Source organism: Mucilaginibacter psychrotolerans (assembly GCF_004519315.1).
GTDB lineage: Bacteria > Bacteroidota > Bacteroidia > Sphingobacteriales > Sphingobacteriaceae > Mucilaginibacter > Mucilaginibacter psychrotolerans.
The window spans coordinates 71,163-88,681 of record NZ_SOZE01000024.1 but is presented as its reverse complement, the minus strand read 5'-3'; the positions used below and the strand labels follow the sequence as shown (position 1 = coordinate 88,681).

The following is a 17,519-nucleotide window of genomic DNA, read 5'->3' as shown; positions in this document are numbered from 1 at the left end:
TCCCGGCTTAGGAATGACCGCACATAGCAGTTTGAGGTATCTTTCTTTTAATTATAATAGCATCCGGCCTTTGCCGTATGCTGTCCTATCACTTTTATACATAGCAATTCTGATTCAGACAATTCTAAAACGACACTCCCACTTGCAACCCCGTGCCTATTGATGTCGGCACCCCGTTACCAAACCTAACCGGGATAGGTACTGAGAGGAACATGGCAGCATCTTTACCTTTAATGATGCGCTGATTAAATACCGGCGTAAAACCGAAGCGCCCGTTGGTTTCGAAGGCCATACGGCCGATAAACGTAAACCCACGCTGAAAGCGGAACATGGCCCCCGGATGGAACAGCACGCTGCTCACTTTGGAGACATTCTTTTCGGTGCGGATGCTGGGCGCTACTTCAAAGCTGATGCCGAATTTATCGCTTTTGAGCAGGTTTAGTCCAAAAGGGAAGCCGATGGTGTACGCCCCCGAGAAATTGCTGGTAAAGCCATCCTTGTTCCAGGTGCCAATAGGTTCAATAACGCTGAAGTAGCCCGCCACACGGGGATATGCGGGTGTTTGCTGGGCATTGCAAATTTGCATGCTACAGCAAAGGGCCGTTATCACAAATAACAAGGTAGTTAGCAACCCGTTTTTATTTGCGTTGTTTAAATTATCGGGGGGGATTATCATTATATTGCTTTATTCTGCAATATTATTTATAATAATGTCTGCAATGTATGGCGCAAGCAGCCTTTTGTATTATTTTGCTGTTATTTTTTTGTAAAGCAGGGCACCTATTGCTATCCGCGCCGCGAATGATCGCCGCGGTGCAGGTGAACATCTTTCCCGCAAACTAAAGAAGGCCCCGGTCACCTCAACCGGAGGCCTTCGCCCTTGTTAACACATCACATCAAAACAATCTTACTTTTTTGCTTTTTTCTCCAGAAAAAAGCAATGGACAGCGCAGGCATGCTGCTTGTAGTTTTTATGAACGGTACCATAGCTATGGCCCTTGGGGTCTAAAATGGCGCATTTGTCGGCATCAAGGTCCTTAACGGAGAGGATGGTTTCACCGGCAACGCTGTAATACACCCCATTTTTGCCGGCCTTACCCAGGTTTTTGCCCTGGGCATCAACTACGTTGCCATTTTTATCAATAGCATAAACCCTGTTGCCGGCATTGTTGCGGGCCACATTGTCTCTGTCTATATAACCCAGTTTGGTGCCATCGTGGCTGTAGATGCCGCCCTTGCCGTCAATCATCAATTGCTGCGTTGCCATTTGGTGTTGCTGGGCACGTGCAGTAAACACCATAGTGGTAATTATCAGGATAGAATAGATTACTGATTTTAGCTGATTCATCGTCTTGTTTTTTTATCAAAAGTAGATGATGAACAGTTGATTCTTAATGATATGGGGCACTCCGGGAAATGATGTGCATCACGCAGCGGCGTTAGCATAGTCGGCTCAACGTGGCCCCGCCTTTAGATTTTTCTTGCCCGGCTTTTTCAGGAAAGGGTTGTGGTAAACGGGGGGATTGCAGGGGGCGGCATTAACGGTGGGCTGCTGCTGCTGCTCTTTGTAGGCTTCAGGCACCCATTCCGGTCTTATTTTCGGTTGATTATCCATTATCCTGATGCGATACGCAAAGTTAAACAATGGTAAACATAAATGGCTAAATCATTATATCTCCCACAAACCCGGATTATCGCGATGGTGGGTAAGGTTATCTATAACCTGTTGTATATTGGCCATTGTGAGTGGCTGCCCGCCGTCGGCAGAGTAAGTAAACAGTTTACCGGGCGATTCAAATGTGATCAAGCCCATATAATCCGGGCTCGATTTTTTGGTCAGCAGCAGTTCGCTTTCTTTTCTATCTATCGAGTCCGCATCCTCCACCCCCTTGTTACGGTAAACATTGTAGGTACGTGTAATTATTTCATGGCCATCTAAATGCGCAACCGTATTCGGGATAATCATTACCTTTAGGTTTTCTCCTACTGTAAAAAATATGGGCTTCATGGCTTATGAGGGTATGCTTGCACAACAGCGGTCGAGCTAAATAGTTTCGGCGATTATTTTAGCACTAAGTTTGCTTTTTTTTGTATTTTGAAAACATCAAAAACATCGTTTTATGTTTAACCAACAACTATCCGGCAACATGTGGTTTTTGGTGCAGCCATCCGGTAAACAACTGCGCCTTATTATAAGTGATGGCACTGCGGAACTTGCTTGCCGTAAAGAAAGCCCGGGCGCCCTCAAACGCTTCCTGGCATCGGCAGAAACACGCCTATTTAAGGGCCGGCTGCAATTGCGAAAGGATAAAGAGACGGTGATAGTGGTGCTTAAAGGTGAAGATGTGGGAGTGATAGCGATGGAGGAACTGGATAAGGTGTTGATTTAAGCTTGAAACCGTAGCGATGGGTTTGAAACACCGAGTGTTCGAAACCCTTAAAGCTTATCCGTTCCATAAATGGATCGACAACAAAGGTGCATCACTTTTTACCATACTTTAATTTACGCCAACGACCGCAAACCCAACTTCATTGCCGTCGACTTTTAGTCGACGGAATACAGCTTATCAGTTCCATAATGGATCGACAACAAAGGTGCATCATTTTTTACCATACTTTAATTTACGCCAACGACCGCAAACCCACCTTCATTGCCGTCGACTTTTAGTCGACGGGATACAAATTATCCGTTCCATAATGGATCGGCAACAAAGGTGCATCACTTTTTACCATACTTTAATTTACGCCAACGACCGCAAACCCAACTTCATTGCCGTCGACTTTTAGTCGACGGGATACAAATTATCCGTTCCATAATGGATCGACAATGAAGGTGCATCACTTTTTACCATACTTTAATTTACGCCAACGACCGCAAACCCACCTTCATTGCCGTCGACTTTTAGTCGACGGGATACAGCTTATCCGTTCCATAATGGATCGGCAACAAAGGTGCATCACTTTTTACCATACTTTAATTTACGCCAACGACCGCAAACCCACCTTCATTGCCGTCGACTTTTAGTCGACGGAATACAGCTGCATTCTGAGTTAGCTATGTTCAAATAGATCGACAAACTGATTGAACACTATGCTCCGAACACTCGAGGGTTTCAAACCCATCGCTAAGATTTCAAACGCAATTTCCCAAAATCAACACGCGTAAGGTACACGCCACCCAATATAATAAGCAGGCAACCTATTTGCCATAAGGTAATGGTTTCGCCATAATACCAGCCCCAGCCAAAGGCTACGAAAGGCACGCCATAGCTAGCCGTAGAGGTAAACAGCACGCTGGTGCGTTGCACCAGCGCGTAAAACAGCATCCATGCCAGGGCGGTGCCCAGCATGCCCAGGGTGCAAACCGCCAGGCAGGCTTTGATATACTTGTACTCGTGCAAGGGCAAAGCAAAGAACCCCGTTTGCCACAATATAACCAGCGAAGGCAGTCCTACGGCAATAAGGCTAAAAGAAGTGATAATAATAGGGCTAACGCCACCGAGGTGCCGTTTCACCATAATAATATTCAAAGCGTAAAACACCGTAGCCAATATTACCAGCGCGGCATAGCTTATTTGCCCATACCCTGTATGCTTCTGCACCACATATAACAGCACAATGCCCCCGAAACCGATGAGGATACCCAGCACCTGGCTGATAGGTATTTTGTTGCCGAAAAATATAAATCCGAAGATGATGGCGAATATAGGCGTGAGCGAATTGAGCGTGCCTGCCAGTGCGCTATCTATTTTGGTTTCGGCAATGCAGAACAAAAAGGCCGGCAGAAAACTGCCGAAAAAACCTGAGAATACCAGCCAGCCCGAGAGCCTGAAGGGTATCTTGCTGCGGTGCCTCAGCAAAACCGGCGTAAGCACTATTCCCGCACTAATGAGCCGGATGGCAGCTACCTGCGACGCTGTGAGCAAGGGTTGGCGCGCATCATCATACAAGCCCAGTTTCATCAAAATAAACGAACTTCCCCAGATAAGGCATATCGAAATGAACATCAACCAATTGATCAACTGCGGGGGAAATACAAACGAAGGGGGCTTTTGCTGCATGATGCTGCAAAATAACATAAAGAACCGAAAATGCCCTCTTATGCTATTACCATGTATTCAATTTTGAATAAAAAAGGATTAGTAATTGTTTAAAAATAAAGCGAGATTTAAAAAGGCAATAAATTAAAAATAACCTATATGGACACACAAGAGCAGATAGCAGCGTATATCCACAGCCAACCCGAAGCCAAACGCAGCGAGTTGCAAACATTGCACACGCATATATTGGAAGTACTGCCGGGGTGTAAATTGTGGTTCCTGGATGGTAAAGACGGCACAGGCAAAATAGTAAGCAACCCTAATATAGGATACGGGCATTATACCATGAAATATACCGACGGAACGACCAGGGAGTTTTACCAGATTGGATTGAGTGCCAACACAACCGGTATATCCGTGTACATCCTCGGCATCAAAGATAAAACCTACCTGGCTCAAACCTATGGCCAGGAATTGGGCAAGGCCAGCGTAACCGGCTATTGCATCAAGTTCAAAAAACTGAAGGATATCAACATAGATGTACTCGAAGCAGCCATAAAAGATGGCGTTAAACTTAGCAGCGAAAATTGACAGTGAAATCGCCTATTAACAGGAGGCACCTACGGAGCCGACAGCATTGCTTGTAATTTTCTATAAACACGATGCTCCTAGCGGAGCGTAAAAACTCAATTCGGGATGAACACTCCGGAGGAGTATCGTGTTTATAGCAGCAGAAGAAAAGAGAGAAGGCTCCGTAGGGGCCTCCTAATCACCGACTTATTTGAACGCGTTTTCCTTGCGAAAATTGAAGAAGCCCGGCCTGCGATCACAAAACTTTATACCTTTATGCTTTAAATCCGGCTTTTGGCTTCATGACACTTTCTATAGAACAAATAACCCCGCAACTTACCTGGCGCCTCAGGCGCGATGTATTGTATCCCGACCAGCACCTGCGCGATATGGAGATGGACGAGGATAACCACGGCTATCATTTCGGTACCTTTGCCGAGAACAAGCTGGTGGCGGTAGTATCGCTCTTTCAGCGCGAAGACGGCTGGCAGTTCCGCAAGTTTGCTGTAATTGCAGAATTACAGGGCAAGGGTGTGGGCGGGCAGTTATTAGATTATATCACTGAGTTTGCCAGGCAGGAAAATGGGCGCCGCCTATGGTGCAATGCCAGATTCCCGGCCATCGGGTTCTACAATAAATTCGGCTTTACTGCCATTGGCGAACTGTTCCATAAAAACGGTATCGACTACATTGTGATGCAGAAAGACCTCCCCCAAAACTAAAAAAGGTCGGCATGCCTTGCGCCGCCAACCTTTCAACTAAATTTAACTGATCTTATCTTAATTAACGGCGCGAAGGTGGCCTTATCGTGTTAACTTAGTATTAACGCTGAAACAATATTTAATCTACCACGTATAGGGTATTGCGGCAATGTCGTCCGCATTGTTATATTTGCGCATGGCCATCCAAAGGCCTTATACTTTTATCAATGGCTAAAAAGAAAACCGAAGCAGAACAAAAACCTGCCATAGTAACCGAAAAATCCCTTTCGTTCTTCGAAAAATATATCAATAACGCCTCGCCTACCGGCTTCGAGTGGAAGGGCCAGCAAATGTGGTTAGAATACCTTAAGCCTTATATCGATGAGCATTACGTAGATAATTACGGCACTGCTGTGGGCGTAATAAACCCTACAGCCGAGTATAAAGTAGTTATAGAGGCCCATGCCGATGAGATATCTTGGTTTGTAAATTACATCACCAACGATGGCTTGATATACGTTATCCGTAACGGCGGCTCCGATCACCAGATCGCGCCATCTAAACGCGTAGATATCCACACCGATAAAGGACTGGTGAAAGCAGTGTTCGGTTGGCCGGCTATCCACACCCGCCTCGGCGGCGAAAAGGAAGAGGCCCCAACCTTAAAAAACATCTTTTTAGATTGCGGCTGCACCAGCAAAGAAGAAGTAGAGAAACTAGGCATACACGTAGGCTGCGTAATTACCTACGAGGATGAGTTTATGGTGCTCAATAACCGCTACTACGTAGGCCGTGCTTTAGATAACCGCGCCGGCGGCTTCATGATAGCCGAAGTGGCCCGTTTGCTAAAAGAAAACAATATTACCCTGCCATTCGGCCTGTACATCGTCAATGCGGTGCAGGAAGAAATTGGCCTGCGTGGTGCCGAAATGATTGCCCACCGCATTAAGCCGAACGTGGCCATCGTAACCGATGTTACGCACGATACCGGCACACCTATGATCAACAAAATTACCCAGGGCGACCTGAGCTGCGGTAAGGGCCCGGTAATATCTTACGCGCCTGCGGTTCAAAACAACCTGAACAAGTTATTGATAGAATCGGCACAAAAAGCAAATATCCCATTCCAGCGCCAGGCATCATCGCGCAGTACGGGTACCGATACCGACGCCTTTGCTTACTCTAATGATGGCGTGCCATCGGCATTGATATCATTGCCATTACGCTACATGCACACCACGGTAGAAATGATACACAAAGATGATGTGGATAACGTTATACGCCTCATATACGAAAGCCTGCTGAATATAAAAGCCGGGCAAGATTTTAGATATTTTAAGTAATCATTAATAATAATTAGAAAAAACACTATTATTGTTAATATTTTAAGCAGTACTATAACATTCTCACAAAAAATATGAAACCTACCCTATTAATTCTGGCTGCAGGTATGGCAAGCCGCTATGGCAGCATGAAACAAGTTGACGGCTTTGGCCCTAACGGCGAAACCATTATCGACTATTCTATCTACGATGCTATCAACGCCGGTTTCGGCAAGATATCATTTATCATACGCGAAGAGTTTTTAGATAGTTTCAAAGCTATTTTTGAGCCTAAACTGGCCGGAAGAATTGAAACTGATTACGTTTTCCAAAACTACGACCTTACCCAGTTTGGTATTGATTACGAAGTGGAGCGTGCAAAACCCTGGGGAACAGCCCATGCTGTTTTGGCCGCACGCAACCAGATAAACGAGCCTTTTTGTGTTATCAACGCCGATGACTTTTATGGTGCTGATGCTTTTAAAAAGATGGCTGATTTTTTAACAACCGAAGTTGCTGATGACAAATATGCTATTATAGGCTACCAGGTAGACCGTACACTTTCAGATTACGGGTCAGTTTCTCGCGGTGTTTGCCAGGTTGAGGATGGTAAAATGGTTGCCATTAACGAACGCCTTAAAGTTTATTTTAAAGAAGACGGCAGCGTAGCCTACGAAGATAACGATGTAGAATACCCCTTAGACCCACTTACCCGTGTATCTATGAATTTCTGGGGTTTTACTCCTGCGGTTTTCAAACAAAGCGAACCGATGTTCAAAGCATTTGTAGAAGCCAACAAAACCAACCCTAAGGCCGAATTCTTCATCCCGTTGGTGGCCGATGGCCTGATCAAAACCGGCGAAGCGTCTTTTGAAGTTATCCCTACCGATGCAAAATGGTTTGGTGTTACTTATAAAGAAGATAAACCAATCGTACAGAAAAGCATTTCAGACCTGGTGGAGAACGGAACCTATCCGGCTAACCTTTGGTCATAAGCAAATTATCCTGATAAAAGGGAATCCTGCTCAGTTTTTGGGCGGGATTTTTTCATGAACACTAATTTGACGAATTGAGACGAAAGCTGCCAGATTTGACAACTTTTTGAAAGTTGTCAAATCTTACTTCTCACCACCACCAACACAAAGGGAGAAATACAAAAGCGCATAAAAATCTTATACTCAAGGAAAATCGCTTGAAAAAGGGGGTTTAAAGGCCTTGCTGCCTTTTGTTAGCTTTAATAAGCTTTGCCATTGTCAAAATAAAGGCAAGCATGATCAAGCCGCAGCCAATTGAACCTATAATTACCAGGTAATCTTCATGGTGTTTAATGCCCTTCAACATCGTGGTGACATTGATAACCATTATGCTAAAAAATATTACTATGGGAGCTATGTTTTTTCTGTTCATGCTTTGCTGTACTCAAATTTATAAAAGATTAATGAAATATATGCAGCAGAAAATAACGGGAGAGGGAAATCATTTCTATAATCCCCCTGATTGCATTTTTTTTAAGTTATCCCCCTTGTAAATTAACCTCATTGCAAAATCTTTGTGACCTTGGTGGTAAAATCAGAAATATAAAAACTAATTATATAGTTTAACTTCAATCCAACATTGCTTTTTAGTATATTTAAGGCCTTATCAATTAACATGAAAACAAAACTATTCATCTTCCTGCTACTGGTAGGCAGCTATGCTGCCAAAGTATCTGCCCAAACGCAGTACGTTTGGAAAACCGCCACCGCAGGCGGCTACACCTATAAATACGTGACCAATGACCCCACGCACTCGCGTTTTTATACCCTCAAAAACGGCCTTACCGTTATCCTGAGCCCAACCAACAAACAACCGCGCATACAGGCTTACATTGCCGTAAAAGCAGGCAGTAAAACCGACCCTGCCGACCATACCGGCCTTGCCCACTACCTGGAGCATATGATGTTTAAGGGCACCGATAAATACGGCACGCTCGACTGGTCAAAAGAAAAACCCCTGCTGGATAAGATAGACGAGCTATACGAGCAATACAACTCTACTACCGATGATGCCAAACGCAAGGAGATTTACAAAGAGATAGACAAGGTATCCGGCCAGGCAGCAAAGTTCGGCATAGCCAACGAGTACGATAAAATGATGGCAGCCATGGGCGGCCAGGGCAGCAATGCCTTCACCTCCTTCGAGCAAACGGTTTATACTGAGGATATCCCAAGCTCGGCGGTAGATAAATTCCTCACCATGCAGGCCGAACGCTTCCGCGCGCCGGTGCTGCGTATCTTCCATACCGAACTGGAAGCCGTTTACGAAGAAAAGAACCGTGGTTTGGATAACGATGGCCGTAAAGCACAGGAAGCTATGTTTGAGGCTTTGTTCCCCAACAACAACTACGGCAAGCAAACCACTATAGGTACGATAGAGCACCTCAAGAACCCATCGTTGAAGGCCATACGCAAGTATTACTACGATTATTACGTGCCCAACAATATGGGCATCATCCTATCGGGCGATTTCAACCCCGATGTAATGATCAAAAAAGTAGCAGCCAACTTCAACTACATGAAGCCGAAAGCTATCCCAGCGTATAAGTTTGCGCCCGAAGTGCCTATCACCAGCCCGGTGCAAAGGGAAGTATTCGGGCCAAACCCCGAGAACCTCACCATTGCCTTCCGTTTCCCCGGTGCAAGCACCAAAGATGCGCGTATGCTTAGCCTTATAGGTTCCATACTCACCAACGGCAAAGCCGGTTTATTCGATTTAGATCTTACCAAAAAACAAAAGCTGCTGAGTGCATCTGCGTTCCCTTATGTATTGAAGGATTATAGCGTGCTGATGTTGCGCGGCAACCCGGTTAAGGGCCAATCGTTAGATGATGTGAAAGCCTTGATGCTAGCCGAGATAGATAAGCTGAAAAAAGGCGATTTCGCGGCAGATCTGATCCCTTCTATCGTAAACAATCTTAAGAAGAGCACCATACAGCAAAACGAAAGCTACGGTAACCGCGCAGGTAACCTCATGAGCGATTTTACAGCCGGCGTTGACTGGCGCACCGATCTGGCCAGCATAAACGAGCTTTCCACAATCGATATCGCGCAGGTTAAGGCATTCGCTAACAAATACCTTACCGATGCCAACTACGTAATTGTTTACAAGCGCCAGGGCGAAGACAAGAACATCATTAAAGTAGATAAACCACCTATTACCCCTGTGGAGGTAAACGCAGGCTCGCAATCGCCTTACGTTAAGATGATCAACGATATGCCCGATAATGCCGTGCAGCCTTTGTTTTTAGATTATGCCAAAGACATCCAACGCGCCAAGGCCGGTCCTGTAGATGTGTTATCGGTACAGAACAAGGATAACGCCATCTTCCGTTTGTATTACCGCCTGGATATGGGTAGCTGGAACAACAAGTTGCTGCCTATGGCTGCCGCTTACCTGCAATACCTGGGTACCGATAAAAAAAGCTCCGAAGACATCAGCAAGGCATTCTACAAACTGGCATCTACCTTTAGCGTAAGCGCCGGTACCGAAAATACCAATATCAGCATAGGGGGCTTGCAGGAAAACTTCGGTGCTTCGGTATCGTTGTTAGAAGATCTGCTGGCCAACTGCCAGGCAGACGATAAAGCCCTTGCCAGCTATAAAGTACGTTACCGCAAAACACGCGAAAATCAAAAGTTGAACAAAGGAGCCATTATGCAGGGACTGGTGAATTACGCCCAGTTTGGTGCCGAGAACCCTTTCAACAACGTACTTACCGACGAGGAGATAGACAACGTAAAGGCGCAGGATTTGGTAGATATACTACACAGCCTAACCAAATATAAGCACACCATACTGTATTATGGCCCGGCAACTGCTGTGCAGGCCGGCGCCACCTTAGCCAAATTGCATAAAACACCTGCCACCTTCCTGCCTTACCCTGCAGCAAAGAAATTTACCAGGGCGGTACAAACAGAAAACCAGGTATTGTTTGCCAACTACGATATGGTACAGGCCGAAATTAACATGATACGCAACCAGCAACCATACGATGTAAACCAAACGGCATCGGTAGAGTTGCTTAACAACTACTTTGGTTCGGGCATCAGCTCTATTGTTTTCCAGAACATACGCGAGTCTAAAGCACTTGCCTACTCTACCTACGCTTACTACAGCCAGGCAGCCAAAAGCGGCGACAGCGACACCTTTGTGGCGTATGTTGGCACCCAGGCCGATAAGATGAACGAGGCTATAAAAGCCATGAACGATTTGCTTACCACCATGCCCGAATCTGAAAAGGGCCTGCTGGCCGCTAAAGACAACGTACGCAAGTCGATCCAAACAGATCGAATTACGCAGGATGATATCCTGTTTAATTACCTGGATGCCAAACGCCGAGGCCTGGATTACGATTTGCGCAAAAATACGTTTACAGCAATCAATAAGCTTACCCTGAAAGATGCGGTAGCTTTTCATGATGCCGAACTGAAAGGCAAGCCTTTTACCTATTGCATAGTAGCATCAGACAAACGCGTAAGCGACGACGACCTTAAAAAATACGGTACTCTTGTAAAACCCGATTTGAAAGCCATATTTGGCTATTAATCAAGCTTTTTTTTCACAATTGCAAAAAAGGGAGGATTTTAATACAATTCTCCCTTTTTTATACACATAAGCTCATAAATTATTGCAACAAAAAACTTGGCATATATATGCCCTTACTTTATATTTGTCTTAATAATTAATACAATAACCCCTAATTGTATTTACTCATGACTATCCCCATCCCTGAAAAAGTAGGCACCCAAAAAAAAACGGGACCTGTATGTTTTAAATGCAAATCGCGCTTAGATAGCCGTACCCACCGCAGCTGGTTTGTAAAAGCTTTTTTATTTTGGCTGCCAATTCGCAAATTCAAATGTTACAAATGCAATCGCACGCAGTATGCTTTTATTAACCGGTAGTTAACCTCCTGCATACTTTATTTTAATTTTTTTTCAATAAAAAGCTGATTTGATTATAGTAAATTGTTACTATTACAAATTATAATCAATTTTTAGCCGAAATATTGGAAACTACTGCAAAAGTTATACACTCCCGTTGCCCAAAATGTGGCAAGCACTTCCATCATAAACTCCATCGTAGCTGGTTCGTAAAAAAAATCTTATCGTTTATCCCATTCAAGAAATATTTCTGCGCCAACTGCAAAAAAGCGTATTATGTCATTAAAAAACGTAAGGATTGAAAGCAATAAACATATTTGGTACAGATATTGTGCAACAGGCTTGATGATGATGCGCTTACAATGCATCCTATTTTAATGTATGATACTATGCGACGGATATTAGCTGTGGATGATGATAATGATATACTTGAGGTGCTGCAATTCATTCTGGAAGACTCGGGTTATGAGGTAGAAACCCTATCAGACGGGCACTATTTAATGGACACTATTAAGAAACATGCACCGGATTTGATACTATTAGATATTATGTTGGGCGGCATGGATGGGCGCGAGCTTTGCAAAGAAGTAAAAAAACAGGCCACAACGCACAACATCCCGGTTATACTTATATCTGCAAGCCACAATATATCCGGCAACATGAACCAGGAAGGGGCGCCAAACGATTTTATAGCCAAGCCTTTCGATATCAAGAACCTACTAAGCAAAATAAAACGCCAGCTAACGGCAGCTTAGCTCTTCGGCGGCTTTATCCCCAAAATCTGTAATTCTTTATCTATACGGGCGGCCCATCGCTGTTGCTGGTAAGTATTGGTGCCATGGCCTGTTTCAGCGTCGTATTGTTTCTGCACCGCGTAAATATCCCGCAGGGCATCAAGGTAGGCCACGTTTATAGGGCCATCGTAATTATAAGTAGTCAGTTTTTCTTTCAATATAGCCTGCTTAAACCTTTCGGCAGCCAGGCGTACGATATCGAAGTGACGCTGTTCGTGGTTCAGGCTATGGTTATCGGTAACATCGTACCGCACCCACGATGCACTCTTGGGCACGTACACTTTTAAATCCAACCTTATTTTGATGATACCATCCACCAATTTTACTTCCTCGTTATACCCCAGGCTGGCAAACACTTCGGCAGCGTAACGGCTACTTGGCGGTTTCGCTATAAAGTCGGCCCATTTAAGCGGGCGGTTTACATTATAGTAAATGGTATCGCCTTCAGGCACCTCTTTATAATCGGTAAACTTGATGCTTACACCTCTAGCCAGTTTCATGTTAACGCCCGCCTGCGTATCCATCCATTTGTTGATATAAAGCAAGCTGCTTGAGATAATACTGCGGAGCAAGGCCTCAATGTATTGCGGTGGTCCGGCGGGGCGTTGGTAAGTGCTGGAGGCGGTATAGTTATCCAGCAGGATAAAATCATCGTCGCGCTCGTAACCGAAGCTTATGGAATAACTGATTTTGCCCGCAGCCGCTCCATTGGCCAACGCAGTTTCGGCTACGTTGAAGGTTTTCAGTTTGATGACCAAAGCCCTTAGCGATTTATTTGGTGTAAAGCTGTTATCTACAAAAGTTTTCATGGCAGCTGCAGTACCGCCTTGCAAATCAACCTCAAGGCTCTCGGCTGGCTTGCCCGCTTTGGGTGGTGCAAGCATACTGCCCAACCCTGCTTTATCAGCACGGTGGTCATCTATACGGGCTATGTAAAATTCCTTAGGCGTAATGGTGAGCCGTTGGTTTTGCAGGGTGATATATGCATCGGGCTGGCTGCCTGTTGTAAATGCGGGTGCAAATGCCACAATAATAAGGGCAACTAATTGTATGAAGCGTTTTTTAAAAAAAGGCAAGCTGGATCGTTGCATGGTGTTACACAAAACGCTAGAAGTGAGGGGATATTTTGAGGGAAAAGGTGATACGTTATGCCCCAATGCTTAACCTAAGACTATACGCTTAAATTCCACTAAGCTAACTACGGCAACTTTAGGAAAATCTATAGATTTTAAGGAAGAAAAATGCTTATCATTGGTAACAAGGTAATCGGCATTGCCCGCAATTGCTAGGTCGGCAAACTTGTTATCATCAGTATCTGCTTCGATAAGGTTCCATTTAAAATAAGGCTCATCGAAAGTTACGTTTGGGGCCATACTTAAAATGGAAAGCACCAAATCAGCGGTTGTTGCCGAGTATTTTTGAGCTATCTTCTCCTCGTATTCTGAAAGTATTTCATTGCTGATAAGCCATTCAAACCGTTTTTCCCTGAAAGCAATATATAGCCAATAATCTGCACTTTTCCGGGAGATGGAAGCTAAGAGGCAATTTGTGTCTATAACGGCAATCATCAATCATCACCATTGAGCATGTCATTAAAATCTTTTTGGGTATATCCTCTTTCGGCGACGACTTTATCTAACTCATCGTCTAACAACCTCGAATAATGATCAACTAATAAGTCTTTTAGAATTAAAGTCTGCTCTTCGCTCATCGGTCGATTAAAAAGCCTCAATAAGCTAACTTGCATAGCGTTAAGTTCGGTGTGCTGTTTTTGGGTAGTGGCCATGTCTTCAATATCCTTCTAACAAATTTAAGCAAATAACCGCAAATAACAATATTAACAGCAGCCACCCTTTATCTACCCCAATACTTTTTAACACCCCTCCCTATTTACCCACAAAAGCCCTTCCCGGCCAACATTTCTGCCTGATTTTAGTTTTCCACAGGCATACCAGCAGGTTTTTGCCACCGTTTTAAAAAAAGTGCTTGTCCACATTTGTTAATTACTAATGTGGATTGCATTTTTGCGATTAGCTATTTTAGCACCATCATTCGTTTGCGCTCTATGAATAAACTCAAATACATCGCCCTTGTTGCACCGGTATTTTTTGCCCTCAGCACGCAGGCGCAGCAAAACCCCTCCTACCAGATCAACCAGGTTTACAACACCGCCGCCGATTTGCTGGACAAAGGGAAATACGCCTCCGCTGCCGAACAATTCCGGTTGGTAGAACAAAGCCGCCTTAAAGCCGCTCCCCAATCCAAATTCGAAACAGAGCTGTCCCTGCTTAAGGAGAACGCCCAATATTACGAGGCCCTTTGCGCGCTGGAACTTGGCAACGACGATGCCGAGAGCATGTTTCTCCGTTTTATAAAAGAGCATCCGGAAAACCCGCTTACCAAGCTGGCCTTCTTTCAGGTAGGCCGCTCGTATTTTAAACAAGGTAAATATGAGGAGGCGCTGGTGTGGTTCAACAAGGTACAGGCCGGCGAACTTACCGGTTCGCAAAACACCGAGTACAAGTTTCGCAAGGGTTACGCCTACTTCATGCTGAACGACTACAAGAACGCCCAGTCGCTATTTGGCGAAATAAAAAACAAACGCTCGCCCTTTACCGATGATGCCGTTTACTACTTTGCCTACATCGCCTACCTCAATAAAGATTACAGCCTGGCCCTCGTAAACTTCGAGCGGTTGAAGAACTCTAAAAAATATGAAAGCAGCTACCCGTACTACATCACCGCCGTTTACTTTTTAGATAAACGTTACAATGATGTGATCAGCTATGCGGTGCCCATCCTTAAAACCACCAAACAGCAAAACGAAACCGAGATGCTGCGCATTGTAGGCGCATCGTACTTTGCCAAAGGCGATTTCGATACCTCGGTAGCTTATTACAGCCGCTTTCAGGATGCCGATCAGGGTAAAACCCAAAATACGCAAGATAGCTACCAGATAGGCTACGCGTTCTATAAAGTCGGCAACTACGGTAAGGCGGCAAGCGAACTAGAGAAACTGGTGGCCCAAAACGATAACTACAGCCAAAGCGGCAGCTACACCCTGGGCGATGTTTTCCTGAAGATGAACAACAAGCAAAGCGCCCGCAGCGCTTTCCGCCAGGCCTCCAGGCTTGATTTTGATAAGCAACTGCAGGAAGATGCGCTTTATGAATTTGCCAAACTATCCTACGAACTCGATTTCAATAACGAAGCCCTGATAGCTACTCGCCTGTATCTTAAAAACTATCCCCGCAGTCCCCGTACAGATGATGTAAAAACCCTGCTGGGCGAGGAATTGCTCAATTCTCACAACTACAAAGAGGCGGTGGAGATACTGGAGCCTATCCCAAACAAATCGTTAAGCGCTCAGGAAGCTTACCAAAAGGTTACTTATTACCGCGGGTTAGAGTTCTACAACGAACGTGCGTTCGAAAACGGTATAGGCATATTCCTGCGTTCGCTTAAAAACCCGGTAGATACCAAAATTCAAACGCTTACATACTACTGGATGGCCGAGGCCATGTACGAGGTGCGCAAGTATGGCGAAGCGGTAGATAACTTCCAGCGCTTTTTGGCTATGCCTGAGGCGAAGGAAACAGATGTATACAACTTTGCCAATTATGCGCTGGCCTATGCAGCCTTCGGCGATGAGAAATATGGTACTGCCGCCCAGTACTTCGAAAAATTCCTGAAAGGCGACGTAAAGGATAAAAATACCGAGAATGATGCCATTGGTCGCCTGGGCGATAGCTACTTTGTGCTGAAAAGCTATGAAAGCGCATTAAGTGCCTATAACAAAATCATCGCGCAGCAAAGTCAGGGGCAGGATTATGCCCTCTTCCAGCGTGGTATTATACAAGGCCTGCAGGGCAACCTGGATGGCAAAATAAGCACACTGAACGATGTGCTGGCCAAGTTCCCCAATTCGGATTACGCCGACGATGCCTCCTTCGAGATTGCTTACACTTACTTTTTGAAGAATGATGGCGACCGCGCCAAAACCGATCTGCAGGCCATGATACAGAAGTATCCGCGAAGCAGCTATATACCGCGTGCATTAACTACCATCGGCCTCATCGACTACAACGCCAACCGCGACGATGAAGCCGTTACCTCGTTTAAACAAGTAGTGGCCGATTACTCTTCAAGCGACGAAGCCAAAACTGCCCTTAAACAGATTGAGAAAATATACACTGATAAGGGCGATGCACAAACCTTTATCAATTACGCGGGCACAACCGCCATAGGCAACTACTCCACTGCCGACCAGGAGAATATTATGTACGCCGCTGCGAATAACCTTTACCTGCGCGGCGACTGGTTGGGTACGGTAAACGCAGTGGGCGCTTACTTCGATAAATTCCCAACCAAACAGATATACGAGAAAGAATCGCGGTTTATACGTGCGCAGAGTTTGGTAAACCTGAACAGGACAGACGAAGCCGTTGTAGATTACAACGTTATCCTGAACGACTGGACCAGCGCCTACAGCGAGAAGGCCCTCATCAGTATGGCCAAGCTTTACATGGCGCAAAAGAAGTATAACGACGCGATCGTGTTCCTTAAAAGGCTCGAAACCAACTCAGAGTACAAGGCCGATTATTCTTACGCCATCAATAACCTGATGTTTTGCTATGCGCAGATAAACATGCCCGATGACGTACTGAAATATGCCAACCTGATACGCGATAACGAAAAATCGGCAGAAGAAGACCTGTTTAAAACCGGCACCTATGCGGGCAAGGCTTATCTTGCCAAGCTGGATACCGCATCGGCTGTTACCGAATTTAACTACACCTTAAAAAACACCAAAACCGTAGCAGCAGCTGAGGCTAAATACTACCTGGCGCTGATAGATTATAACCGCGGCAAATACAAAACATCGCAAAAAATCTGCTTCGACCTGGTGAAGGAAATGCCCAACTACGATTACTGGATAGCCAAAACCTATATCCTGCTGGCCGATAACTACGTGGGCCTGAAGGATAATTTCCAGGCGAAGGCTACCCTGCAAAGTATTATAGAAAATTACACCGGCAACGATGATATATTGCCTACTGCCAAACAAAAACTGGCAGCACTGTTACCTAAGCGGGCCGGCGCAACCAACCTGGCACCCGATAAACCTGCCGTGGTAGATACAACTAAACAAGGTAACAAAGAATAAAGA

17 protein-coding genes are annotated in these 17,519 nt (G+C 45.1%); 8 read left to right on the top strand and 9 right to left on the bottom strand.

Going from position 1 to position 17,519, the window contains the following annotated elements; genetic code table 11:
• Positions 1 to 124: 124 nt before the first annotated feature.
• The 4 genes from E2R66_RS20325 to E2R66_RS20315 all read right to left on the bottom strand — a co-directional run bounded on the left by E2R66_RS20325 (position 125) and on the right by E2R66_RS20315 (position 2,008).
• On the bottom strand, positions 125 to 676 hold the full coding sequence (locus tag E2R66_RS20325) for a hypothetical protein (protein ID WP_133234022.1): 552 nt from the start codon (positions 674 to 676) through the stop codon (positions 125 to 127).
• Positions 677 to 907: 231 nt separating this feature from the next.
• Positions 908 to 1,348: a 5-fold beta-flower protein gene (locus E2R66_RS20320; protein ID WP_133234020.1), complete on the bottom strand. Its 441-nt coding sequence runs from the start codon at positions 1,346 to 1,348 to the stop codon at positions 908 to 910.
• A 105-nt stretch (positions 1,349 to 1,453) separates the two neighbouring features.
• Positions 1,454 to 1,615, bottom strand: a complete 162-nt coding sequence (locus E2R66_RS28440; protein ID WP_158288460.1) for a hypothetical protein — start codon at positions 1,613 to 1,615, stop codon at positions 1,454 to 1,456.
• A gap of 54 nt (positions 1,616 to 1,669) precedes the next feature.
• Entirely contained in the window at positions 1,670 to 2,008 is a 339-nt protein-coding gene (locus tag E2R66_RS20315) for a hypothetical protein (protein WP_133234018.1), read from the bottom strand.
• Positions 2,009 to 2,120: 112 nt separating this feature from the next.
• Between E2R66_RS20315 and E2R66_RS20310 the strand changes: the two genes are divergently transcribed.
• On the top strand, positions 2,121 to 2,390 hold the full coding sequence (locus E2R66_RS20310; RefSeq protein ID WP_133234016.1) for a hypothetical protein: 270 nt from the start codon (positions 2,121 to 2,123) through the stop codon (positions 2,388 to 2,390).
• A gap of 735 nt (positions 2,391 to 3,125) precedes the next feature.
• Here the strand turns inward: E2R66_RS20310 and E2R66_RS20305 are convergent.
• The gene (locus E2R66_RS20305; protein WP_158288459.1) at positions 3,126 to 4,061 is read right to left on the bottom strand and encodes a DMT family transporter; all 936 of its coding nucleotides are present in this window, start codon (positions 4,059 to 4,061) and stop codon (positions 3,126 to 3,128) included.
• Positions 4,062 to 4,199: 138 nt separating this feature from the next.
• On the opposite strand from E2R66_RS20305, the gene E2R66_RS20300 reads away from it, so the two are divergent.
• From E2R66_RS20300 to E2R66_RS20285, 4 genes are all read left to right on the top strand, one after another.
• Positions 4,200 to 4,631 (top strand): DUF1801 domain-containing protein, encoded by a 432-nt coding sequence (locus E2R66_RS20300; protein ID WP_133234012.1) that lies wholly within the window; start codon positions 4,200 to 4,202, stop codon positions 4,629 to 4,631.
• 281 nt (positions 4,632 to 4,912) lie between these two features.
• Positions 4,913 to 5,332 (top strand): GNAT family N-acetyltransferase, encoded by a 420-nt coding sequence (locus E2R66_RS20295; RefSeq protein WP_133234010.1) that lies wholly within the window; start codon positions 4,913 to 4,915, stop codon positions 5,330 to 5,332.
• A 206-nt stretch (positions 5,333 to 5,538) separates the two neighbouring features.
• Positions 5,539 to 6,654, top strand: coding sequence for a M42 family metallopeptidase (locus tag E2R66_RS20290; protein WP_133234008.1), 1,116 nt, complete (start codon positions 5,539 to 5,541; stop codon positions 6,652 to 6,654).
• A 74-nt stretch (positions 6,655 to 6,728) separates the two neighbouring features.
• Positions 6,729 to 7,628, top strand: coding sequence for a nucleotidyltransferase family protein (locus tag E2R66_RS20285; RefSeq protein ID WP_133234006.1), 900 nt, complete (start codon positions 6,729 to 6,731; stop codon positions 7,626 to 7,628).
• A gap of 211 nt (positions 7,629 to 7,839) precedes the next feature.
• Here the strand turns inward: E2R66_RS20285 and E2R66_RS20280 are convergent, their stop codons facing one another.
• A complete protein-coding gene (locus E2R66_RS20280) occupies positions 7,840 to 8,040 on the bottom strand; it encodes a hypothetical protein (protein ID WP_134737952.1) in 201 nt (66 codons plus the stop codon).
• Between the two features lie 243 nt (positions 8,041 to 8,283).
• Between E2R66_RS20280 and E2R66_RS20275 the strand changes: the two genes are divergently transcribed.
• Both E2R66_RS20275 and E2R66_RS20270 read left to right on the top strand, forming a co-directional pair.
• Positions 8,284 to 11,217 (top strand): M16 family metallopeptidase, encoded by a 2,934-nt coding sequence (locus E2R66_RS20275; protein ID WP_133234004.1) that lies wholly within the window; start codon positions 8,284 to 8,286, stop codon positions 11,215 to 11,217.
• Positions 11,218 to 11,944: 727 nt separating this feature from the next.
• A complete protein-coding gene (locus tag E2R66_RS20270) occupies positions 11,945 to 12,310 on the top strand; it encodes a response regulator (RefSeq protein ID WP_133234002.1) in 366 nt (121 codons plus the stop codon).
• Here the strand turns inward: E2R66_RS20270 and E2R66_RS20265 are convergent.
• From E2R66_RS20265 to E2R66_RS20255, 3 genes are all read right to left on the bottom strand, one after another.
• On the bottom strand, positions 12,307 to 13,440 hold the full coding sequence (locus E2R66_RS20265; RefSeq protein WP_133234000.1) for a DUF922 domain-containing protein: 1,134 nt from the start codon (positions 13,438 to 13,440) through the stop codon (positions 12,307 to 12,309). The genes E2R66_RS20270 and E2R66_RS20265 overlap by 4 nt on opposite strands.
• A 69-nt stretch (positions 13,441 to 13,509) precedes the next feature.
• Complete coding sequence (locus E2R66_RS20260) at positions 13,510 to 13,917, bottom strand: putative toxin-antitoxin system toxin component, PIN family (RefSeq protein ID WP_133233998.1); 408 nt, start codon at positions 13,915 to 13,917, stop codon at positions 13,510 to 13,512.
• On the bottom strand, positions 13,917 to 14,135 hold the full coding sequence (locus E2R66_RS20255) for a hypothetical protein (RefSeq protein WP_204985964.1): 219 nt from the start codon (positions 14,133 to 14,135) through the stop codon (positions 13,917 to 13,919). Before E2R66_RS20255 ends, E2R66_RS20260 begins: the two co-directional genes overlap by 1 nt.
• A gap of 279 nt (positions 14,136 to 14,414) precedes the next feature.
• Between E2R66_RS20255 and E2R66_RS20250 the strand changes: the two genes are divergently transcribed.
• Entirely contained in the window at positions 14,415 to 17,516 is a 3,102-nt protein-coding gene (locus tag E2R66_RS20250) for a tetratricopeptide repeat protein (protein WP_133233996.1), read from the top strand.
• Positions 17,517 to 17,519 lie beyond the last annotated feature (3 nt).